The sequence below is a fragment of the Candidatus Hydrogenedentota bacterium genome, assembly GCA_035416745.1.
In the GTDB taxonomy this organism is placed as follows: domain Bacteria; phylum Hydrogenedentota; class Hydrogenedentia; order Hydrogenedentales; family SLHB01; genus UBA2224.
On the sequence record DAOLNV010000067.1, the window covers coordinates 1 to 21,262 of the forward strand.

The following is a 21,262-nucleotide window of genomic DNA, read 5'->3' on the forward strand; positions in this document are numbered from 1 at the left end:
CGCGCCGCGAATCTGCCGGAGAACACATGCTTAATTGAGTCACATGGCCACCCCTCACATTCTGGAGGGGTAGACGGGAAAGGCCCTCCCACTCAACGGACAAATACTATCGTCTTTCTCTTGATTTGACCAGTCATCTGTGTTATCCTTGCTGAACAATGAGTGGCCTTCTCAGAGTGGCGCCATAAGTCCAGGACCGGACAAGACCATGTATCGCCGGATTGCCCGAATAGCCGCCATCATCCTTGGGTCCGTGGCAGGGCTTGGCCTTGGTGTGGGCTCATACACGTTCGTTTACGCAAAGGGGTTCTCCTACCTGGGCAACGACCCCGCCACATGCGCCAACTGTCATATCATGCAAGACCATTATGATGCCTGGGCCAAAGGCAGCCACCATGCTGTTGCCACCTGCAACGACTGCCATACCCCCCACTCCTTGATTCCAAAGTATTATACAAAGGGCGTCAACGGGTACCATCATTCGCTGGCTTTCACCACGGGCCATTTTCACGAGCCCATTCAGATTACGCAGTTCAACCGGGACATTGCCGAAGCCAGTTGCCGTTACTGCCACGAGGATATCGTGCATCAGATAGATTTTGGCGGCGGAGGCGGCGAGCCAATGGAGTGCATACGGTGCCACAGTGCTGTTGGGCATCTGGAATAGTTCCACGGCGACCTTAAGGAGCAACTGTCATGAGCGACGCAAACCATGATGCGGAGAATCGTCTTCGACTGTCTCCAAAACGGGTATTCTGGCTGTCCGCAACGCTTGCCCTGACCGTTGCTGTTGCGGCGTTCGGCGTGACGGCCCTGCTGGTCAATATCTTCGAGCGAAAACAAGAAGCACGAAACCCGTTTTTCCGAGTGGTCGAGATCACCGACGAGACCGAAGATCCGGCCGTCTGGGGCAAGAACTTTCCCCTGCAGTACGACTTGTACAAGCGGACGGTTGATATGCAACGGACCAAGTTCGGCGGCAGCGAGGCGCTGCCCCGAACCCCGACCGAGGCCGACCCGCGATCGCAAGTGGCGCAGTCCCGGCTCGAGTTGGATCCCCGCCTGAAAACGATGTGGGCGGGCTATGCTTTTGCGATAGACTTTCGCGAAGAGCGCGGGCACGCCTACATGCTCGAGGATCAAACATTCACGGAGCGCCAACAGAAACCGCAAGTGGGCGCATGCATTCATTGCCACGCATCCGTGTATGTTCCCTACAAGAAGCTCGGCGGCGGCGATCTGATCAAAGGCTTTGAGATGATGAACCCCATGCCGTATCAGGAAGCGCGGAAGCTTGTTGAGCATCCCGTCGCCTGCATCGATTGCCACAACCCTGAGACCATGGAATTGCGTATAACGCGTCCGGCGTTCCTCGAGGGGATCTCGCTTGTCAAGGCTGCGGAAGGGATTCCGGATTACGACGTAAACAAGATGGCGACACGGCAGGAGATGCGCGTCTATGTGTGCGGCCAGTGCCATGTCGAATACTACTTCAAAGGCGATGAAAAGCGCCTGACCTATCCCTGGCACAACGGCTACAAAGCGGATGACGTGCTCGCGTACTACGACTCGATTGACTTCCAGGATTGGAAACACGCCGATACCGGCGCGCCGATGCTTAAGGCGCAGCACCCGGAGTTCGAGTCCTGGAACCAGGGGATTCACGCGCGGGCGGGCGTTGCGTGCGCGGACTGCCATATGCCCTATGTGCGGGTCGGCGCCATGAAGGTCAGCGATCACCACGTGCGCAGCCCGCTGCTGAATATCAACAACGCTTGCCAGACATGCCACAGGGCGCCCGAGGACGAGTTGAAGGCCCGGGCCGAGAATATCCAGACCAAGACATTCGAGATGCGTGACATGAGCATGGCTGCTCTGATGGACCTTATAGAGGCTATAAAGAAGGGCCAAACCGCCGGGACGGCCCCGGAACGCTTGGATGAGGCACGCAGGGCCCAACGGCGCGCATCCTTCCTGATTGACTGGGTTGAGGCCGAGAACTCCTCGGGGTTTCATGCTTCCCAGGAGATTGCGCGAATCCTATTCAAGGCCATGGACCATATTCGCAAGGGCCAGATAGCTTTGGCGGCGGGCGAATCCCCGTCCCCGGCCGCAGCCCAATAGCGATTTGCGAAAGACAGGGCGAATACCCGCGGAAGGACAGGTGTATTTGATAACGTAAATGACGGACCAAGGGTATCGGCTGATGCCAGAATATGTATGGATAGCCTCAGGGATTACAGTGACTGTACTCACCGTCTTGCTGATTCTGCACATGGTGGGACGCCTGCTCAGAAACAGACTCGAACGGGTTATTGCCGAACGCTTTTCCTCCAGGCAGGTTCTTCGCAAGGACTTGTGGGCTCAGTACTTCGGCCGCTCAATGAAGGGCCTGGCACAAATTCGGGGCAACGGCGCCCTGGTACTCACGGAATCGCTGCTATGGTTTGTTCAGGCGCTTCCCCGTACCGAAATCGACATTCCCCTTACCAGTCTTACGTGCGTGACAACAACAAGAAGCCATTTAGGCAAAACCATCTTCAGACCATTGCTGTTTGTCAAATTCGACGCAGGAGAAGGTGCGGACAGCATTGCCTGGGCCGTGCGTGACACCGAGGACTGGGTGCAGGCCGTAGAAGCTGCCAGAAAAACAGCCGTTGCAGCCACAAGATGACGTCAGCGTAGTCAGGACAGCTCTATTGCGCCTCGCCGGCGATCCCTTCAAGCTCGGACCACCGGTCGTACAGGCCGTGGGTCCGTTTCTCCGCGGCTTCCAGTTCCGCAAGCACCTTCTGCACTTCCTGATTGGGCCTCTTATAGAATGACGGAGCGTTCACCTCACGCTGCAAACGGCTTACCTCGTCTTCGGCCTTGAGAATGGTCTCCTCGATGGCCTCCAGTTCGCGCTTTTCACGCCAGGTCAGCCGACGGGGAGTAGTGGTCTCGCGGGGTTTTCTTCTGGGCTGGTCCGATGCGGATATCTCCCGAGGCGCGGCCTCCGCCGTCCCCTTACGGTATCGCATGTAGTCGTCATAGTTGCCCGCCACTGTTACTGTTATGGGCCCATCTTCAAACGCGACGATATGCGTACAAACGCGATTCAAAAAATAGCGGTCGTGGCTGACAACGAGGGCGCATCCCTGAAACGCAAGCACCATTTCCTCGAGGACGCGCAGGGTAGAGAGGTCCATGTCGTTGGTGGGTTCGTCGAGCACGATGAAATTGCCTCCCGCCATGAGTTTCTTGGCGAGATCCAGGCGGTTCTTCTCTCCCCCGCTGAGATACTGCATTTCCATGTTCATGACGCTGCGGTCAAACAGGAATCGTTCGAGGTAGGCGGGGATGTGCAGGCGTCTCCCGTTGATCTCGACGTCCCGAACTCCGTTCGAGATGAATTTGAGTACAGTGCTGGTGGGATTGACCTCCTCGTGGTTCTGGTCTACGTAAAGAAACTCTGTGGCGTCCCCAATGAAGAGCTTTCCTTCGCCGGGTTCAATCTGTCCCATGAGAACACGCAATAGAGAGGTCTTGCCACACCCGTTGGGCCCGATTACTCCGACGCGCATATCTTTCTGCATGATGATCGAGAAATCGCGAAAGAGCATACGCCCCCCCAGGGACAAAGAGAGCCCTTCCGCTTCGAGGATACGTTTGCCCAAGCGGTTTGGCGACAGAATTTCGAAAGAAAGGGGTTCTTGGGGCTTGAAAGCATCCCAAGAGTCGAGTTCCTCAAATCGTTTGATACGCGCCTTCTGCTTCGTCGTGCGGGCTTTTGCCCCACGCCGCAGCCACACGAGTTCCCGTCTGATGGCGGCCTGCCGGTTGGCTTCGGTCCGCGCCGCATGTTCTTCCAACTGAGCCTTTCTTTCGAGAAAAGCTTCGTAGTTTCCTTCGATAGACAACACCTGCCGCTGGTCCAACTCGACGATACGGTTCACCACGCGGCCCAGGAAGTAGCGGTCATGAGTCACCAGAACGCAGCTCCCCGGATACGCCGTCAGAAAATCCTCGATCCACTGGGCGCTCTCGGCATCAATGTGATTTGTGGGTTCGTCCAGAAGCAAAACATCGGGACTCGACGCAATTGTCGCGGCGAGCTGCAGCCTGCGAAGTTCTCCCCCGCTCAACGTATCCAAACGGCGCTCTCTCGACGGCACATTAAGTACTGTCATCAAACGGCGGACTTCCGCGTCGATGTTCCAGCCCTCGTGCACACGCAAAGCGTGCTGCACCTGTTCGTACTCCGCGGCCAGTTTATTGCGCCGCGAGCCTGGGCTTTCGGTGGAAATTTGCACGGCCAGATTATGATGGGCGTGAAGGAGACGGTGAACCTCGGCGGTAGCGCTCGTGAAAACATCGCCGACTGTCTCGTGTCCAGCCACGGGGGGCTCTTGGTGCAAGAGCGCGACCCGGATTCCCTGGCGCCGCGTCACGAGCCCCTGATCCGGAGACTCCTGGCCAAACAAGATCTTGAGCAGCGTCGACTTACCCGAGCCGTTGCGGCCGATGAGTCCGATTCGATCGCCCTCATGGATGGTCAAGCAGATGTTCTCAAAAACCCGCTGGCTGCCATAGCTTTTTGAGACATCTTGTACGCCGAGAAACGGTTGCAGTGTAGCGCCCGAAGCCATATTTGGTCCAAATAACGCCTCTCATAGTCCACGAGACGGGTTCACGCGGTAACTGTCAGAATACTGGTTCTCGACACGCGGGCAACGGTGTAAAGACAGCCGCCGTTAACCTTAAGAGTATTGTTTAAGGACGATTGGGTTCCCATACAACATCGTCCGCGCGCCGCTGACGCGATCATTATAGCCCGACAGCGGAAATCGCGCCAAGACGCTCAGTCAGGCAGCAAGAGCGTCGGCACACAAGCCGCGGGGAACCCGCAGCGCCAGAACTCCTTGCCCCATTTGCGCCGTCCGATAGCGCTGTGGCAATGTTCTCGCAAGGAGGAACTCGCTAGATGCGCAAATCGATACTGCTGGCTATTCTCGCCCTTCTTGGGCTATCTTCTGCTCTCCAAGCAGAGCCGCCGACAGCAACACCCGATGAAATGGCCGAGGCACAACGTTGGGCGGGCCGGTTCGACGGCGCCATCGAGCCACAGACCGGCGAGCCAGGCTTTTCCTTCCTCTACGGTGGAAAACCCTCAGCGGAACTGCTGTCGGCGTGGAAGTTTCAGCGGACGAGCCGGCGACTCGACGCACAGCGGACCGAGCACGCGTTGAGCTACGAAGACCCACAGTCCAAGCTGCTGGTCCGTTGGGTGGCCGTGTCATACAACGATTTCCCGGTAGTCGAATGGACAGCCTGGCTCAAGAACAACGGTAAGGAAGACACGTCCCTGATCGAAGGCCTCCAGGGACTCGACGTTTCATTTCCCCCTGACGACTTGGGCGGGTACGTGCTCCGCGGCAGCACAGGTGATCATAATGTTGCCGACAGCTACGCTCCATATGAGGTAACGCTGTGGCCGAACACGAAGAAGACGTTTGCGCCAGATGGTGGGCGCCCCTGTGACACCGCCTTCCCTTACTTCAATCTGGCGATGCCCAACGGAAAAGGCATGATAATGGCCGTTGGCTGGACGGGCCAATGGGCGGCTACGTTCTGGCATAGGGCCGACCGGGGCCTGCAAGTTACCGCTGGGCAAGAACTCACCCGGCTCTATCTCGAGCCCGGTGAAGAGATCCGCACGCCCTTGATCGCCCTGATGTTTTGGGAAGGAAATGACGTCGTGCGAGCCCAGAATCTCTGGCGGCGCTGGATGTTCGCGCACAACCTCCCGCATCCCGGGGGAAAACCGCTTCGTCCTCTGCTGACTTTCTGCGACTACGGTTTCTACGGCTGGGCCAAGAACACTGAAGAAGGCGAGAAACTCTTCATTGACGAACTCACCAGACAAGGCATCCAGCTCGACTACTGGTGGGTCGACGCCGGCTGGTTTCCTGGCGGGCAGGGCGAATGGGTCGTAGCGAAAGATCGCTTTCCCAACGGCCTGAAAGCCATCAGCGACTATGTACACGAACGTAACATGGGTCTGATTGTGTGGTTCGAACCCGAGTCGGCCTACCCATGGAGCATCACGGCCAGGAACAATCCTCAGGCAATGCTCAAGAGCATGCCGCCGGAGCCATACGGACTGGAATTGCTTTATCTGGGCGATCTCAAGGCCCGCGAGTGGATCACCAACCATATCGACACGATAATTCGCGACGAAGGCGTCGATTTCTACCGCCAGGACATGAATCTGAGTCCCCTGAGCTATTGGAGAGGCAGCGACGCCCCGAACCGCCTGGGCATTCATGAAAATCTGCATGTCCAGGGTTATCTGGCCTTCTGGGATGAATTGTTGCGGCGCCATCCCGGCATGCCGATTGATTCCTGCGCTGGCGGGGGGCGTCGTAACGACATTGAGACGTTACGGCGCGCTATTCCACTCCTCCGAAGCGACTACCAGGACTTCCAAGGACACCCTCAATGGGCGATCGGCAACCAAGGGCACACCTACGGCATTGCCTCGTGGATTCCGTACTTCGGCACAGGCGTCTACTATAACCCGCAGCAGACCATCTATTCGGTCCGCAGCTACATGACGCCCGCACTCGGCCTCATTTGCGATGTGCGCAACGAGGAAGTGGATTGGGATCTCTATCGCCGCATGATCGGGCAATGGCGTCAAGTTGCCGACTCTTACTTGGGCGACTATTATCCGCTGACACCCTACAGCCTGGACGAGAAATGCTGGCTCGCCTGGCAATTCAACCGCCCCGAACAAGGCGACGGCATGGTCCAGGCATTCCGTCGAAAACAGACGGACGCCGATTCGTTCCAGGCCAAACTCCACGGCTTGGACCCAGGCACGACCTACACCGTCACCGACCTTGACACATCCGCCACCATCGAATCCACGGGACGCGAGCTAATGGACCGCGGGGTTTCGATCCCTGTCGCGGACGAACCCGGCGCAGCACTGTTGCGCTATCAGAGGAAGCAGTAGCCTGGCCCCGCGCAGACGGGCCCAGACGGAAGCCATGCCGCGGTAGACGTTGGGCGCATTTCGTCGAGCCACGATCGGCGCGCGGAAATTGGCGCTGGAACGCAGCGCACTCCGCCAAGACCGATCCGTCGGGCTTGCCGTCGAACTGGGGGACAGCCTCCTGACCCACCTGGACCACCGGCACCCCCCTTTCGGCCGGCGCCCACCTCAGCAGAAAAGTGAGTGCCACAAGCATAATCCGCGTATCCCGGCCGAAAGAATACGACATCACGTTCCCCTCAGCGGGCCTCGCAATCCCCGGCGCAAAGACCGCGGTAGTAAAGGTTATTACCATTACTTCGTCCCATGTTTGCATCATTCACCGTGGGAGTTGCGGCTGTCGCGCGTGGGCGAACGGGTCTATACGCGCATATTTCACGGCGTGCCGGACCAGTTGGTATACTCGTCTCCATGGCCAGACTCTCGGAACACATTACAGCCCTCTTCGTTTTTACGTTGAGCGCCTCCGGGATTATTGCTTCGCTCTATGCGACCGCACAGGACGGCGTCCCAACATACAACGGGATAATCCTTCCCGGCGACTGGCCCCCAAACAAGGCCTCGTTTGGATTGGAATCATCGGTACCGCCGTACTTAGAACACCCGCCCGAGGTGGTGTTCGTTGACGTCGGACGCCAACTGTTTGTTGACGATTTTCTTATTGACAACACGACCATGACGCGGGAATTTCACTTGCCGCGTTACCATCCCGGCAACCCAGTGCTCAAGGCGGACAGACCGTGGGAACAAACCGGACACGGCGACCGCCAGGGGCCGATGGCCATGCCCTTCAGCGGCGGGGTCTGGTTTGATCCGGCCGACAGCCTGTTCAAAATGTGGTATTTTGCCGACTATCGTGATCGGCATCTGTGCTATGCCGTTTCACAGGATGGCATGCACTGGGAGAAGCCGTCTCTCGACGTGGTGCCCGGCACAAACATCGTTTTCCCGAACGCGGCGGGTGCGTCGGTCGTGTGGCTTGATCTCGAGGAACGCGAGCCCGGGCGGCGGTACAGACTCATCCTTTCACGGGCCGACCCAGAGGCTCTCGAGACAGGTACTGCGTGGAGCGGCTCGCTATGCTCGATGCGCGTCCACTTCTCGCCGGACGGAATTCACTGGGGAGGCGAAACCGCGAGAACCGGCCCGTGCGGAGACCGGAATTCCGCTTTTTGGAACCCGTTTCGCAGGCAATGGGTGTTCAGTATCCGCCACTATTCCGCCTGTGTCGAGGGCGTTGCCCACGCCGTGCGTTGCCGCAAATACTGGGAGAGTCCGGACCTCGTCAGGAACACTCTCTGGAAACCGCTGGAGCCCGTGCTCTGGACGGCGGCGGATGCGTTGGATGCCAGTCGTCCCCCCGGCGCGCTGGCTACGGAACTCTACAACCTCGATGCCGTCGCCTACGAAAGCGTGCTTCTCGGATTGTTTGCCATCCAACGGGCAGTGGCCGACACGGCCCATTACAGACCCAAGATCAACGAAGTCTGTGTTGGTTTCAGCCGTGACGGGTTCCATTGGTTCCGTCCTGACCGAAGATCGTTCCTTCCCGTTTCGGATAACAGCCAGGATTGGAACTGGGGAAACGTCCAATCCGTCGGCGGGGTTTGTCTTGTGGTGGGCGGCGAACTCTATTTCTACGCGAGCGGCCGCCGGGGAGATCCCCCCTTCTTTTGCGACGCAGGCGGCAGCACGGGGTTAGCCATCCTGCGGCGCGACGGGTTTGCGTCCATGAACGCGGCCGAAGAGACCGCAACGCTTACCACGCGGCCATTACGTTTCTCGGGCAGGCACTTGTTTGTCAACGTCAGTGCCGAGGAAGGAGAACTGCGCGCGGAGATGGTGGGCTCGGACGGGAACGCAATTGCTCCGTTCACCTATGCGGACTGCATACCTGTCCGGCAGGACACCACATCAACCGAAATCCGTTGGAACAACGCCGACGGCCTTTCGAGCCTGCCCGAAACCCCCGTGAGAATCCGGTTTCATCTCAGGCAGGGCAAGCTGTATTCCTTCTGGACAAGCCCGGATTCTTCTGGGGCAAGCCGGGGATATGTCGCGGCCGGCGGTCCGGGTTTCATAAGCGCCATCGACACCCAGGGGGCATCTCCTGCATACAGGTAGCAGGAGCTTTCTTCGCTCCAAGATCTCGCAAAGATACCGTGTTTCCCGAACGCATTCGGGTCAAATCAAAGTTGAGAACCTTACTTCAGGCATCGAGTTCCTGCAGCACATTTGTCAGGTGGGCCAGGGAGCGGGTTGCCTCCTCCTCCGTGCCGCACTCGACTGACAGCACACCCTTGTAACCGGCTTCCTTCAGCCGCCCCACGATCCGTTTCCAGTCAATGACGCCATCGCCGCAGGCGCAGCCGACAGCCGTGCCGGTAACCTTGCCGCGTTCCGCCTCGGCCTGCTTCACCGAGATGTCTTTCGCGTGGACATGAACAACCTTGTCGATTACGGCATCCAGCATTTCGTACGGGTCCGAGTTGGCGAGAAAGGTGTTTCCGCAGTCATAGTTGCATTTGACCCACGGCGAGTCTACCAGCGACAGGATTCGCGTCATGCGGTCAACCTTGGCGGTGTACGGCCCATGCGGTTCGATTGCAATGCACACCCCGTTTTCCTCGCACGTCTCCGAGATCGCGCGGAGGTTGATCCGCATCACATTATAGGCCTCGGCCTCGTCGAGCCACTTGGGCGGATGCATGTCCTCGCAGATCTGAACGACCTTCACATCAAGCGCCCGGGCATAGCGAATACCCCTTCGCGCGTATTGAACGCCGTATTCGGGATTGAGCAGATCCGAGTGGGATGATAACCCGCTGATCTGCACGCCGGCCTCCTCACACATGTCTTTGATGACCTTGGGGTCCGTGTCGAAACTTGTCACGTGGCAGTAGCCGGCGTTGGCGAGCAGGCAGCGGCCGTCCAACATGCACGGCTCGACCCACTTGTAGCCGATCTCCCCAGCACGCTTGACGCCGTAAGCGAGGCTCTTGTCGGCGTGCCGGACGTATTCCAGGTTGATGCCGATACCCATGCGTTCGCTGGACTCCCAAGGCGCGCCGGGCTGGCCCGCTGGCGCGGCTTGAGCTGTCTCGACTGCTACCGAGACCGCCGCACCGGCCAGCACCGCATGGTTCATGAACTCGCGCCGGGTCGAGCCCGGCGTTTCGACCGTATGTTCCCTCTTCTCGGACATGATGCAACACCTCCTGGGTCGGGTTCACTGCGTCTTGACGAAAGCCTGTGGGTGACACGTTAGGTTACCCTAAGTGAGAGGCGCACACCAAGCGTTTTGTCGCAGCCCGAATCGCCGGACAAGAGCCCGATTGGGGGATGAGTCGTGGTCTGGAGGGCGTGCCCAAAGGGCCGGCCACCTGTCATAGGTGTGCACTACTGCTCCTCGTGACCGAGCCGGGCCGGGATGGGCCTCCGTCTAGCGAACCGCGGCCTGTGACGTGTACGACGGGCAGTATGACAGCATGGGCGGTTGTGGATACCCCATGGCCAGATGCGCGACGTCCTGCCTGTAAAGCGGGTCTTGCATCAGGCAGGGGCGCCGGTCCGCGGCCGGAATCGTGGATGTATAGATGCGCAACTCGCCGGGGAAGCTCGTGATGATCTCCTCGCGCCAGTCGCCCAACACATCGGCCCAGGCTGCCTGGCGGCCTTCGAGGGGTTCGAAGCACGTACCGCCTGTTTCGAACTTGTAAATGCGGGAGTCGGTAACGAGTTCCCGTTGCAGATCGGCGTCCCAATAGGCTGCCCTGGGCCCCAGGCCGAGATCGCACGTGTCCTCCCTGGCAAGCAATTGGCCTGAGGCGGCATGCAGCCAGCGGTGCGGCCTGTCTTTCGGCATATCCTTTTCGCCGCTGTAACATTCGAGGCCTGGATAACGGGCGTCAATGTCGGAACACAAGCCCTGGCCATGGACATGCCAGCTCTCTTCGTTGATGCCCCAGACGAGCACGCCGGTCTTGGCGTCCACGAGACATACGCTGTTTCCCGGGTTGCTCCTTTCAATGCCGTAGTAGATTTCAAAGCCCGGATGGGTGGGGTCAATCTCACCGGCGTAGCAATGGTCGGGATGGCCCAGGCCGGTCGCCCACAAGCTCTTGCCGTTATCATCTATCACGCAAGAGCCGAGGATGACCTCGTCACGCCCGTCACCGTCCACGTCGGCACAATGCATGAAATGGGCGCCCTGCCCCCAGAATGTCTTGGGTTCAGCGGCATTGGTCCATTCCCAAACGCGCTCCAAGTTCCCTCCGCGATAGCGGTAGGCCGCCAGCCGCATTTCTCCATACGTGCCGCGGGCCATCATCAGGTGGGGCGTTTTCCCGTCGAGATACGCCATGCCCAACTGATTCCGCGACGACAAATTGTATTCGTCCAGGCGCGGATGCCACGGTACGCGGGTGACTTCCTCCCCGGTCAGGCCGTCCAGAATGGAAAGATACTCGGGGCCGGTTTGCACGCGGCCGTCCGTGTCGCGCGGATCGCCTTCGCCGGTTTTGACAGCGACCTCGGCCTTGCCATCGCCGTCGAAATCATAGACGAGGTACGGCGAGTACCATATGCCTTGTTCGATGGACCAGCCAAGGTCTTTGCGCCAGAGAAACGTGCCGTCTTGAAGATATGCTTCGAGCTTGTAGGTGCCCGGGCTGGGTTTCCAATACTTTTCGTAGGGGTCCACGTTGGCATCGGGCTGTTTGATGACGAAATCATAGGCGCCGTCACCGTCAAGGTCTGCACAGCCCACTTTCTGAGCGGCGTAATCGTCATTGAGCTTCATGGAGATATACGGTAACGCCGGTGCGCCAGCCTTCACGGTCACTTTCTTCGAGGTTCCCTGCGGCATCTTGTACAGGAGCGGCTCAACCCAATAGGTCTTGTCCTTATCGGCAGGAGCCAAGCCGTCGGAAAAGTCGGACGTCTTTTCGAGCGGTGTTTCGTTCAGTCTTACGCCAGAGCCATTCTCCACGGCGCGGTACACATTGAATGCCAGCTCCGGGAAATCGCCCCTGAACAAGCGCCAACCAAGATAGACGCCGCCGTTGGCGAGCGGCATGGCGACGAGGCCCCGATCGAGGATTTCCTCCTGACGGCGCAGCCCTGCGACGCCGTCCAGCCGCATTCTCAGAGGCACAGGCAATAATGCCGCTCCCGGTTTGGCTTCGACCAGGAAATAGGCCTCGGCACGTTCGCAACCACACTCTTTCCCACGTGCCAGATGCATGGCGTCATGCAGCCGCCACAACTCGGTCGGGTCCTGACTTACCAGGCAGTCGATGGCCTTCTTTTTGACCTCTTGGACCGGCCCGATATCCACGTAAACGTCCGGACGAAAGCTCAGTGATTGGGTATCGGTGAGGACTTCGAAATAGTAGAGGGTCCATCCGCCTTCATGGCGGTACGCTTGCCATGCCAGCGCGCCGACCACCTGATGGTTCGGGTGCGTATCCAAGGGCCAGTGGGCCAGCACGATGTCCGGGTTGATCTCAGTCAACCAGTCCGTAAACTGCTTTGCCGTGGCGGCATCGGCAGTCAGCGTTCCCATGTCAAACGGAAAGAAATACGGCTTCGCACCCAGGATTGCGCAGGCGGCCGTAGATTCCCGCCGTCGCACCGTGTCCTCGGGTTCGCCGTTTATCGTGCGGTCGCCGCGGAAGGTGGCTGCGTATGCCAGGATCACCTCGTGTCCCGCCTGCGTCAATTCCGCCACGAGCCCGCCCGCGCCGGTCTCCGGGTCATCGCAATGCGCTCCAAACACCACCACGCGCAACTTTTTCTCCACCGGAGCGCCTGCCGACACATGAGCCCACAAGAACACTGCGGCAATTACCGCGACCCAAGCCGTGCTTATACGCATCCTTCTGACTCCTCTGGTGCTCTAATAAACCGCGCCACGCCCGCGTTCGCTTCTCTCGGAGGCGGTCCGGGTCTAGTGTAGCACTGTTCGCGGAGGTCCAGCACGCAGCCCTCGCCGCATCGATGCCGGCTCCGGAACGCGCCACTAGACATGGAAAGCGTGCAGCCCGCCCTCCGCGAAAGGGCGAGAACGGGAAAAGTGGCCACAATCGTTATTTGATCTTGTACGTGATGCCCATACCGTCCCCCTTTTCGTCGGAGGCACGAACGATGACGGTATCGTAGTCAGGACTGGTTTGGACGTAGTCCAAGTAATCCTTCATCGCATCCGCTGATTTGATGACATTGTCAGCGACAATTACTGCGCCGGGTTTGAGTTTTGGCTCGATGAGTTTGAAGTATTTGAAGTAGTCGTTCTTGACCGCATCGATAAACACGAAATCGAACTCTCCTTCGAGAGCAGGAAGCGTCTTCAATGCGTCGCCTTCGATGCACGTGACCGATTTCTCAAGGCCCAGTTTCTGCACGTTTTCCCGGCAGGCTTTCACCATGGCGGGATCGATCTCCAGAGTATATAGATGGCCTCCCGTGCGCTCGAACGCAATGCCCATGTTGATGGCGCCAAAGCCCGTGGCCGAGCCCACCTCAACGCCCCGTTGCGCGTTTCTGCTTTCCACCAGAATCCGCAACAACATCGCGTCCTCCGGTGTCGTGTTCAATCCGGTCCGCTTGAACTCCTTGATGAAGCTATTGCGTGCTTCATCGTTGCTTAGGCTTCCCTCAGCGGAATACGTGACGGGTGCATCGAATGCCGCCACCGACACGAGGACCATCGCAGCGATCAATGCGAAGTTTCTCATGCTACCATCCTTTCCGACTCTTAAAGCCTCGCCATAATACGGCTACTGTCCATAACAACTGAGCAGCGGCCACAATCCTTCTCTCATTATGCTACTGGATTTCCGCAAGTGATACAGCCCGCCCCCCCGCTTCGGCACAAATTGTCTTTGCCGCGCCATTCAAAACCAGTTGCCCTGGATGAAATCAGGGTCGAGAAGAAAGTACCTTGGACGCCGAACGCTGAGCCGTTTAGCATGAGTGGTTACACACCGGCCCATGTATCTTCGCATACGGACCCCTAACCAAGAGACTTGGCCGGGGTCTTTGAACATACGCCTGCGATGCACTGGTCTTCGCGGATGACCTTGCGAGGCCCGCCATCGAGGCTGGTGGACCAATCCTGCGTGGGCGCTTCGGTCTCGAAGCTGTCGAGTATGCCGAGTGCTTTGGCGCGGTCATAGATAAGCTGCCAGGCGCAATCGAGGTCTTCGCGGACTTCGCATATGCCCTCTCGCGAACCGCCGCAGGGACCATTGAGGAGGCGCTTGGCGCAACGCGTCAAAGGGCAGATTCCGGCGAATTCGCCCAGGCGGCACGCCCCGCATCCCGCGCACTTTTCGGTCCAGACGCCCTGGGATTCCAGGATGCCGATGAACTGCGTGTTAAGCCCAGGATAGACGGGCGTGTTCGGGAAACGCTCGGCCAAGGCCTGCACGCCCGCACCGCAACCGAGTGAGCATATGGCATCGTATTCGGCCACGCGCGATGCAAGAATGTCGATGAAGGCATCCTCGCACTGGCGTTCGATGGTGCATTCGTCGACAACGACTTCACCGCGCCCGATCAGCTTAAGCGCCATGCGGAGAGCGGAACCCAGGATGCCGGTCTCGCGTTCGCCGCCAGCCAGGCATACGGTAACGCATGTACCACATCCGACAAGGAGGACTCGGTCATGCTTCTTTACCATGTCTCGGATTTCCGGCACTTTCTTGCGATCGGCAACTATCACCGTTTTTCTCCCGCTACGGCCCGTTGGGCCTCGTCGTTCATATCGCGGATAGAACGCTCGACATGTTCCCGGCACAGGCGCAGGGGGCTGGGTCCGAGCTTTGCTATCCGTTTGCTCATCAACGTAACGATTTCGGCGAAACGCGCTCCTTCCGCCGAGGACAGGTTGAACATCTCGAGGCGTTCGGGCTCAATGCCGATCTCCCCGAGAATCTGCTGGGCGCGTTCGACGCGGCGGCGCGCCCGCAGGTTGCCTTCCTGGAAGTGGCAACCGCCTTCGAGGCAGCCCGCGACGATCACGCCGTCTACCCCGCGCTCGAACGCTGCCAGGAGGTAGTCGACCTCGATCTTGCCCGTGCACGGCAACCGCAATACGCGGACATTGGCCGGATACGCGATGCGCAGCGTGCCGGCGAGGTCCGCGGCGGCGTAGGCGCAATAGTGGCAGCAAAAAGCTACTATGATGGGTTCGTCTTCCATGATATTACTCGGGTCCTTTGTGCCAGCGGGGCTGCGCCACTCCGACTTGCTCAAGATATTGGGTTTTGAAGGATTCGGTTGCCGGCCGGTCGAGCAGCAGGTAATCGAGGGCGCGCAAGATCTGCGAGTCGAGATAGTGGCTCAACTGGATAGCCTTGGCCGGGCATTCGGCGCTGCAACTGCCACAGCCCATACACACGACCCCCTGGATCTCGGCTTTGTTGTTCGGTCCCACCTCCGGCGCGTGATAAGGGCAGACGTGCACGCACGTCATGCACGAGATGCACTTGTCGGGGTCGACCCACGCTACCTGGCCGCTGACCGGCATAACTTTTCGGGAAAGAATCGAGGCGGCGCGGCCGGCGACGGCATTGGCCTGCGAGATGGTCTCTCCGATGCTCTTCGGGGCGTGGGCCGTTCCGCAGAGAAAGATGCCTTCGCTGGCGAAATCCACCGGACGCAGTTTCACGTGGGCTTCGAGGAAGAACCCATCGGCGTTGAGCGGGACCCGCAGAAGTTCCGAAACCTCTTCGCGATCGGGTTGAGGGACCATCGGGGCAGCCAGGACCAGCATGTCCGGGCTGACTTCGATAGTTCGCGCAAGAGCCGGTTCCTGCACGCGGACGCGCAGGGCGCCGTTCAGGGTGAGTTCGGGGGGCTGTTCGGCATCGTACCGCACAAACAAAACGCCCTTTTCGCGGGCTTCACGATAGGCGGCTTCACGGAACCCGTACGTGCGCATGTCGCGGTACAGAACCATGATTCGGGCATCGGGATACAGCCGCTTCAATTCGAGCGCGTTCTTGACAGCGGTCGTACAGCATACGCGGCTGCAGTAGGGGCGCTCTTCGTTGCGCTGCTCGACGCACTGGATCATCACGACGGTGGCCTTCGCGGGAAGACGCAGCGAGCTCTGGTTCAAACGCTCGGAGAGTTCAAGCTGCGTGAGCACCTTGTCGCTCTTGCCGTAACCGAACGATTCGGGTTTGTGCTCTTCGGCCCCCGTAGCCACGACCACCACCCCGTGCCGGATTTCTCTGCAGTTGCCGTTGGAGACGATCGTGGTCTCGAAGGCCCCGATATGGCCATCGACTTTTGACACCCGGGCATTCAGATGAACCTGTATGAGCTTGTTAGACATCACTTTCGCGATGGTGTCGTCAAGAAAATCCTGGATGTTCTCGCCGTCGAGCGTGTGGTGCAGACGCCGTGCGGTACCGCCGAGGACGTCGGCCTTCTCAACTACGTGGGCCGCGAAACCCTGGCCGGCGAGGGCCAATGCGGCTGTCATGCCCGCGACGCCGCCGCCTATGATGAGGGCGCCCTTGCTGACGGGAACGGTTACTTCCTTGAGCGGAACTGATTCGCTCGCGCGGGCGACAATCATGCGCACAAGGTCGCAGGCTTTGTTTGTCGCGGTCTCGGGGTCGTTGGCATGTACCCATGAACATTGTTCGCGGATATTGGCCATTTCGAGCAGATACGGGTTAAGACCGGCGTCGCGCAGGGTATCGCGGAAGACCGGTTCGTGCGTGCGCGGGGTGCAGGACGCCACCACTACTCGATTGATCCGGTGCTCGAGAAGGCTCTGCTTCATGCGCGCCTGACTGTCGTCCGCGCAGGTGTAGATGGTGTGTTCGGCATGGACGACGTTGGGGAACCGACGGGTCCGCTCGACGACCTCGGCGACGTCCACCACGGAGGCGATATTGCTGCCGCAATGGCATACGAAGACGCCCACCCTCGGGGGCTCATCCGTGATGTCGCGTTCCGGGGGATAATGTTTGGTGCGAACTTGCGAGCCGCGCGCGGCAGCAAGAAGGGCCATCGCGCGAGAGGCAGCGCCGCTGGCCTGCATGACGGTATCGGGAATGTCCTTCGGCTCCTGGAAAGTTCCGCCGACAAATACGCCGGCTCGCGACGTGTCCAGAGGGCGCAGTTCGGAGGTTTGCGCGAATCCCCATTTATTCAGGGCGACGCCGATGTGTTCCGCCTGGTTGAGCAACGCTTGACTGGGCTCCAGTCCCAGCGACAGCACAACCATGTCGAATTCTTCTTCGACCTGCTTGAGGCCGGGGCCGAAATAACGGAGCACAAGGTTCCTGGTGTCCGGCATCTCGATAGTTCGCGAGATAAACGAACGCACGTACCGGATGCCGAGGTCATTCTTCGCGCGCTCATAGTAGCGGTCAAAATCTTTCCCGAAGGCTCGCATATCCAGGAAGAATATCGTGACGTCGAGATCCGGGTCGTGTTCTTTGGCGAGAATGGCTTCTTTGGTCGCGGCCATACAGCACACGGACGAGCAGTAATCGTTGCGGCAGCCCGAGTCGCGAGAGCCGACGCACTGTATGAAAGCCAGGCGCTTGGGGGCTGCGCCGTCGGACGGCCGCTGGATATGGCCTTGTGTCGGACCCGAGGCCGACAGAATGCGCTCGAACTGCACGTTCGTAACGACATTGCTGGCGTGACCAAACCCGAACTCGCCGCGCTTCGAGCCGTCAAAGGCGTCGAAACCGGGAGTCAAAACCACCGCGCCGACTTCCAGTTCGAGGGTTGACGGCGTCTGCTCGTGGAGAATGGCGCCCGCCTTGCACGCCTCGACGCATCGCATGCATTCGCAGCACATGCCGCAATTGAGGCATCGTTGGGCTTCGCGTTGCGCCTCCTCCGGCGTATACGTGCTCTCGACCTCCTGGAAGCTTCCTGCGCGTTGTGCGGCGGGCAGTTCCGCTTGGGGGACGCGGCCGGCCTCGCCCAGCCTCTTCTTGAGCGTCTTGATGTCCGCCTCGGACAGGGGATTGCAGGATTCGGGCCGCATTTCGAGGCCATCAGCCAACGGCTGGCCGTTGAGGTAATTGCCGATTGCCTTGGCCGCGCGCTTCCCGTGGGCGATAGCATCGATTACACTCGAGGGGCCCGCCACAACGTCGCCTCCAGCGAAGATTCCTTTGCGAGGGGTCGCCATCGTTAATTCATCGGCCACGATAGTGCCCCATCGGCTCGTCTCGAGACCGAAGAGTTCGATGAGCTTACGCGGCACCGACTGGCTTACCGCGGGGATGAGCGTGTCGGTCTCGAGCGTGAATTCCGAGCCGTTGATGGGCACGGGACGGCGCCGGCCGCTGTCGTCGGGCTCCCCCAACTCCATGCGGATGCATTCGATGGCTTTTGCCGCGCCGTCCTCAACACTGACCCTGGTGGGCGCGGCCAGGTACCGGATATCAATCTTTTCCTGCAAAGCGGCTTCGATTTCGGCGTGGTCGGCCGGCATCTCTTCGCGAGTGCGGCGGTACAGGATGGTGACTTTGCGCGCGCCCAGGCGCACGGCAGTACGAGCGGCGTCGATAGCGGTGTTGCCGCCGCCTACGATGACAACGTTCCTGCCGAGGCCGGTCTCTTGGCCGAGCGCGTATTTGCGCAGAAAGTCAACGCCGTGAATGACGCCACGAGAGTCTTCGCCCGGGATATCGAGTTTCCTGCTTTCGTGGGCGCCGGTGGCGATGAAGACGGCATCGTACATTTTGGTAATGTCGCCGCTTGAAATATCTTCGCCAACGGAGGTATCAGGCTTGAACTCGACGCCCATTTTGCGCATGCCTGAAAGGTCCCTTTCCAGGATTTCCGGCGGCAGACGGTAGTCGGGAATGCCCACAGACAGCATACCGCCCAGCACGGGGAGGGATTCGAACACCGTCACTTTGTGCCCCGCCAGCGCCAGGAAATGGGCAGCGGACAGGCCGGCCGGTCCCGAACCCACGATGGCAACCGATTTTCCGGAAGACTGAATGCCCGCTGGTGGCGTGAATTCGGGATACAAGTCCATGGCGAAGCGTTTGAGGCCCCTGATATTGATGGGCTCATCAACAGCGCCGCGGTTGCATTTCAGTTCGCACGGGTGAAAACACACACGGCCACAAATCGACGGCAGGGGGTTCTCGCGGCTTATCACAGCGGCCGCCTCCTCGAACCTGCCCGCCGCGATCAGCGCGACGTAGGCCTGAACGCTTGAATCAATGGGGCAACCCGAGCTGCACATCGCGCGGCCGCGTTTGAGAATGACGTAGGCGTTAGGCGCGGCTTGAGCATACACACGGTCAATGGCCTTACGCGTGCCGATCTGGGCATCAAACTGGCTTTGGACGGAGATCGGGCATACCGCTGTGCAGTCGCCGCACATGGTGCACTTGTCAACATCCACATAACGAGGCCGCTGGATGACCGTCGCCTTGAACTGGCCCGGTTCGCCTTCCAGTTTGACGACATCGCTCATGGTGAGCAGATCGATGTTGGGATCGCGCATGCATTCGACCAACTTGGGGGAGATGATGCACGTGGCGCAATCGCCGGTCGGGAACGTTTTGTCCAGGCGCGCCATGCCGCCGCCCACGGCGGCCTGGTTCTCCACCAGGTAGACGTGAAAACCCGCAGCCGAAAGGTCCAGAGACGCTTGAATGCCGGCAACGCCCGCCCCGCAAACAAGTACGGCGCCGGTGGGCTTTTGTCTTCCGGTTTCCGTAGTGGGGAAAGAAGAAGCTTCCATTTTCATGCCCTTCCGCCGGCCATGCCAGTCACGGCGGCGCTCTTGGAGTACAAGGGGGCCGCGCTGCTCGTCAGGGCCTCAAGCCCGAGGGCGTTTGGAGAAAGCCCCAGGGCCAGCCCCAGAAACTGTGTGATGTAAACAACGGGAATATCGGGAAGCCCCGGTTCACCCTGCCTGGCCTCCGGCTGACGGAAATCGAGGTTCAGATGACACATGGGACAGGCCACCACAATGCATTCCGCGCCCGCGCGATGAGCCATGGACAGTATCTGGCGGCCAAGGCGGCTCACGATGCCGGTCTTGCTGACTGACAGGCTCGCACCGCAACATTCGGTCTTGAACGGCCAATCGACGACCTCCGCGCCCGCCGCCTTGACCAATTCGTCCATGCAGGTAGGGTGTTCGGGGTCATCAAACGCCACCACTTCGGGTGGACGGGACAGAAGACAACCGTAGTAGGAAGCAACGCGCAAGCCCTGGAATGGCGCCCTGATCCGTTTGCGCAACTGACGAACGCCAAAATCGTTGACAAGGACATCGAGAATGTGGCGGACACGCACCGCCCCGTCATAAGGCCGTTCGGTAATTCGCTCGGCGCGAGCTTTTTCGGCCGGGTCCTGGTTCACCCTGTAATTGGCCGTCCGCAGCCGCGCATAGCACGCGGCGCACGCCGTCAATACTTGCGAGAAGCCGGCAGCCTGGGCTTTCTGAAGGTTTAGCATGGGCAACGCTACCGCAAGCGATGCGTTGCTTGAATGGGCCGGCGTCGAGCCGCAACACACCCAGTCAGGGATGTCTGTCAAGCTGATGCCCACGGCTTGGCACAGTGCCCGGGTGGACTTGTCGAAGTCCCAGGCCGTGGATTCAAGGCTGCATCCCGGGAAGAATGCGTAAGACAGAGTGCCGGCCTTCACCGCTTCTTTTCCTCCTCGTGTGACCGTTTGAAAACCCTTCGCACTTCCCTGACGCTCCGGGAAAAGTGGGGCACGAACGACAGTTTGCGTCTTGCCAGCATGCGGGGGACCTTGTCGATGTCGGAAAACAGGTCGCGGCTGGCGAGTTTGTAGAGGGTCATCATACCCAACTCGAAGACCCTGCCGTGCCAGCGCACGCTGGTCAAGAAAGCTTTGTTGAAACTCTTTCCGCGTTTGTCGGGGACGGCGGCCTTGCGTTCGACTGCCATCATGCGGAGCACGTCCATCACGGCGGCGATATCGATACCCATGGGGCAGCGCGTTGTACAGGCCTCGCATGACGCACAGGCCCAGATGGCCTGGGACTCGAGGATCTCGTCCCTGGCGCCCAAGTGTATCAAGCGCATGATCTGGCTTGACATCAGGTCCATGTCGGGTCCGACGGGACAGCCCACCGAACACTTATGGCATTGGAGGCACGCGCTTACGGGTGTTCCGGTTCGGCGTTCCACATCGTTCAACAGCGTGGCATCTGTCCATTCAAGCATCTTTTGCATG

General features: G+C 59.6%; 14 protein-coding genes. 5 read left to right on the forward strand and 9 right to left on the reverse strand.

Annotation, left to right across the window (positions count from 1 at the left end):
* The first annotated feature begins 208 nt into the window (after positions 1-208).
* The 3 genes from nrfH (at position 209) to PLJ71_17005 (ending at position 2,674) form a co-directional block, all read left to right on the forward strand.
* Positions 209-667 carry a cytochrome c nitrite reductase small subunit gene (gene nrfH, locus PLJ71_16995; protein ID HQM50388.1) on the forward strand — a complete coding sequence of 153 codons (459 nt, stop codon included), beginning with the start codon at positions 209-211 and terminating at the stop codon, positions 665-667.
* Positions 668-696: 29 nt separating this feature from the next.
* Complete coding sequence (locus PLJ71_17000) at positions 697-2,124, forward strand: ammonia-forming cytochrome c nitrite reductase subunit c552 (GenBank protein ID HQM50389.1); 1,428 nt, start codon at positions 697-699, stop codon at positions 2,122-2,124.
* 82 nt (positions 2,125-2,206) lie between these two features.
* Positions 2,207-2,674, forward strand: a complete 468-nt coding sequence (locus PLJ71_17005; GenBank protein HQM50390.1) for a hypothetical protein — start codon at positions 2,207-2,209, stop codon at positions 2,672-2,674.
* A gap of 22 nt (positions 2,675-2,696) precedes the next feature.
* Here PLJ71_17005 and PLJ71_17010 read toward each other — a convergent pair whose 3' ends face one another.
* On the reverse strand, positions 2,697-4,631 hold the full coding sequence (locus tag PLJ71_17010) for an ABC-F family ATP-binding cassette domain-containing protein (protein ID HQM50391.1): 1,935 nt from the start codon (positions 4,629-4,631) through the stop codon (positions 2,697-2,699).
* A 335-nt stretch (positions 4,632-4,966) separates the two neighbouring features.
* Between PLJ71_17010 and PLJ71_17015 the strand changes: the two genes are divergently transcribed.
* Together PLJ71_17015 and PLJ71_17020 are read left to right on the forward strand one after the other, a co-directional pair.
* A complete protein-coding gene (locus PLJ71_17015; GenBank protein HQM50392.1) occupies positions 4,967-7,003 on the forward strand; it encodes an alpha-galactosidase in 2,037 nt (678 codons plus the stop codon).
* A 450-nt stretch (positions 7,004-7,453) separates the two neighbouring features.
* Positions 7,454-9,166 (forward strand): glycosyl hydrolase family 32, encoded by a 1,713-nt coding sequence (locus PLJ71_17020; protein HQM50393.1) that lies wholly within the window; start codon positions 7,454-7,456, stop codon positions 9,164-9,166.
* 85 nt (positions 9,167-9,251) lie between these two features.
* Here the strand turns inward: PLJ71_17020 and PLJ71_17025 are convergent, their stop codons facing one another.
* From PLJ71_17025 to PLJ71_17060, 8 genes are all read right to left on the reverse strand, one after another.
* The gene (locus tag PLJ71_17025) at positions 9,252-10,247 is read right to left on the reverse strand and encodes a sugar phosphate isomerase/epimerase (GenBank protein ID HQM50394.1); all 996 of its coding nucleotides are present in this window, start codon (positions 10,245-10,247) and stop codon (positions 9,252-9,254) included.
* A 237-nt stretch (positions 10,248-10,484) separates the two neighbouring features.
* Positions 10,485-12,920, reverse strand: a complete 2,436-nt coding sequence (locus PLJ71_17030) for a PIG-L family deacetylase (GenBank protein ID HQM50395.1) — start codon at positions 12,918-12,920, stop codon at positions 10,485-10,487.
* A gap of 211 nt (positions 12,921-13,131) precedes the next feature.
* The gene (locus tag PLJ71_17035; protein ID HQM50396.1) at positions 13,132-13,779 is read right to left on the reverse strand and encodes a class I SAM-dependent methyltransferase; all 648 of its coding nucleotides are present in this window, start codon (positions 13,777-13,779) and stop codon (positions 13,132-13,134) included.
* Between the two features lie 278 nt (positions 13,780-14,057).
* A complete protein-coding gene (locus tag PLJ71_17040; GenBank protein ID HQM50397.1) occupies positions 14,058-14,768 on the reverse strand; it encodes a methylenetetrahydrofolate reductase C-terminal domain-containing protein in 711 nt (236 codons plus the stop codon).
* Complete coding sequence (locus PLJ71_17045; GenBank protein ID HQM50398.1) at positions 14,765-15,250, reverse strand: hydrogenase iron-sulfur subunit; 486 nt, start codon at positions 15,248-15,250, stop codon at positions 14,765-14,767. Before PLJ71_17045 ends, PLJ71_17040 begins: the two co-directional genes overlap by 4 nt.
* Before the next feature lies 1 nt (position 15,251).
* Complete coding sequence (locus PLJ71_17050) at positions 15,252-19,796, reverse strand: NAD(P)-binding protein (protein ID HQM50399.1); 4,545 nt, start codon at positions 19,794-19,796, stop codon at positions 15,252-15,254.
* Positions 19,793-20,704 carry a CoB--CoM heterodisulfide reductase iron-sulfur subunit B family protein gene (locus PLJ71_17055; GenBank protein HQM50400.1) on the reverse strand — a complete coding sequence of 304 codons (912 nt, stop codon included), beginning with the start codon at positions 20,702-20,704 and terminating at the stop codon, positions 19,793-19,795. The genes PLJ71_17050 and PLJ71_17055 overlap by 4 nt, the downstream gene beginning before the upstream one ends.
* Complete coding sequence (locus PLJ71_17060) at positions 20,701-21,261, reverse strand: 4Fe-4S dicluster domain-containing protein (GenBank protein ID HQM50401.1); 561 nt, start codon at positions 21,259-21,261, stop codon at positions 20,701-20,703. Before PLJ71_17060 ends, PLJ71_17055 begins: the two co-directional genes overlap by 4 nt.
* Position 21,262 lies beyond the last annotated feature (1 nt).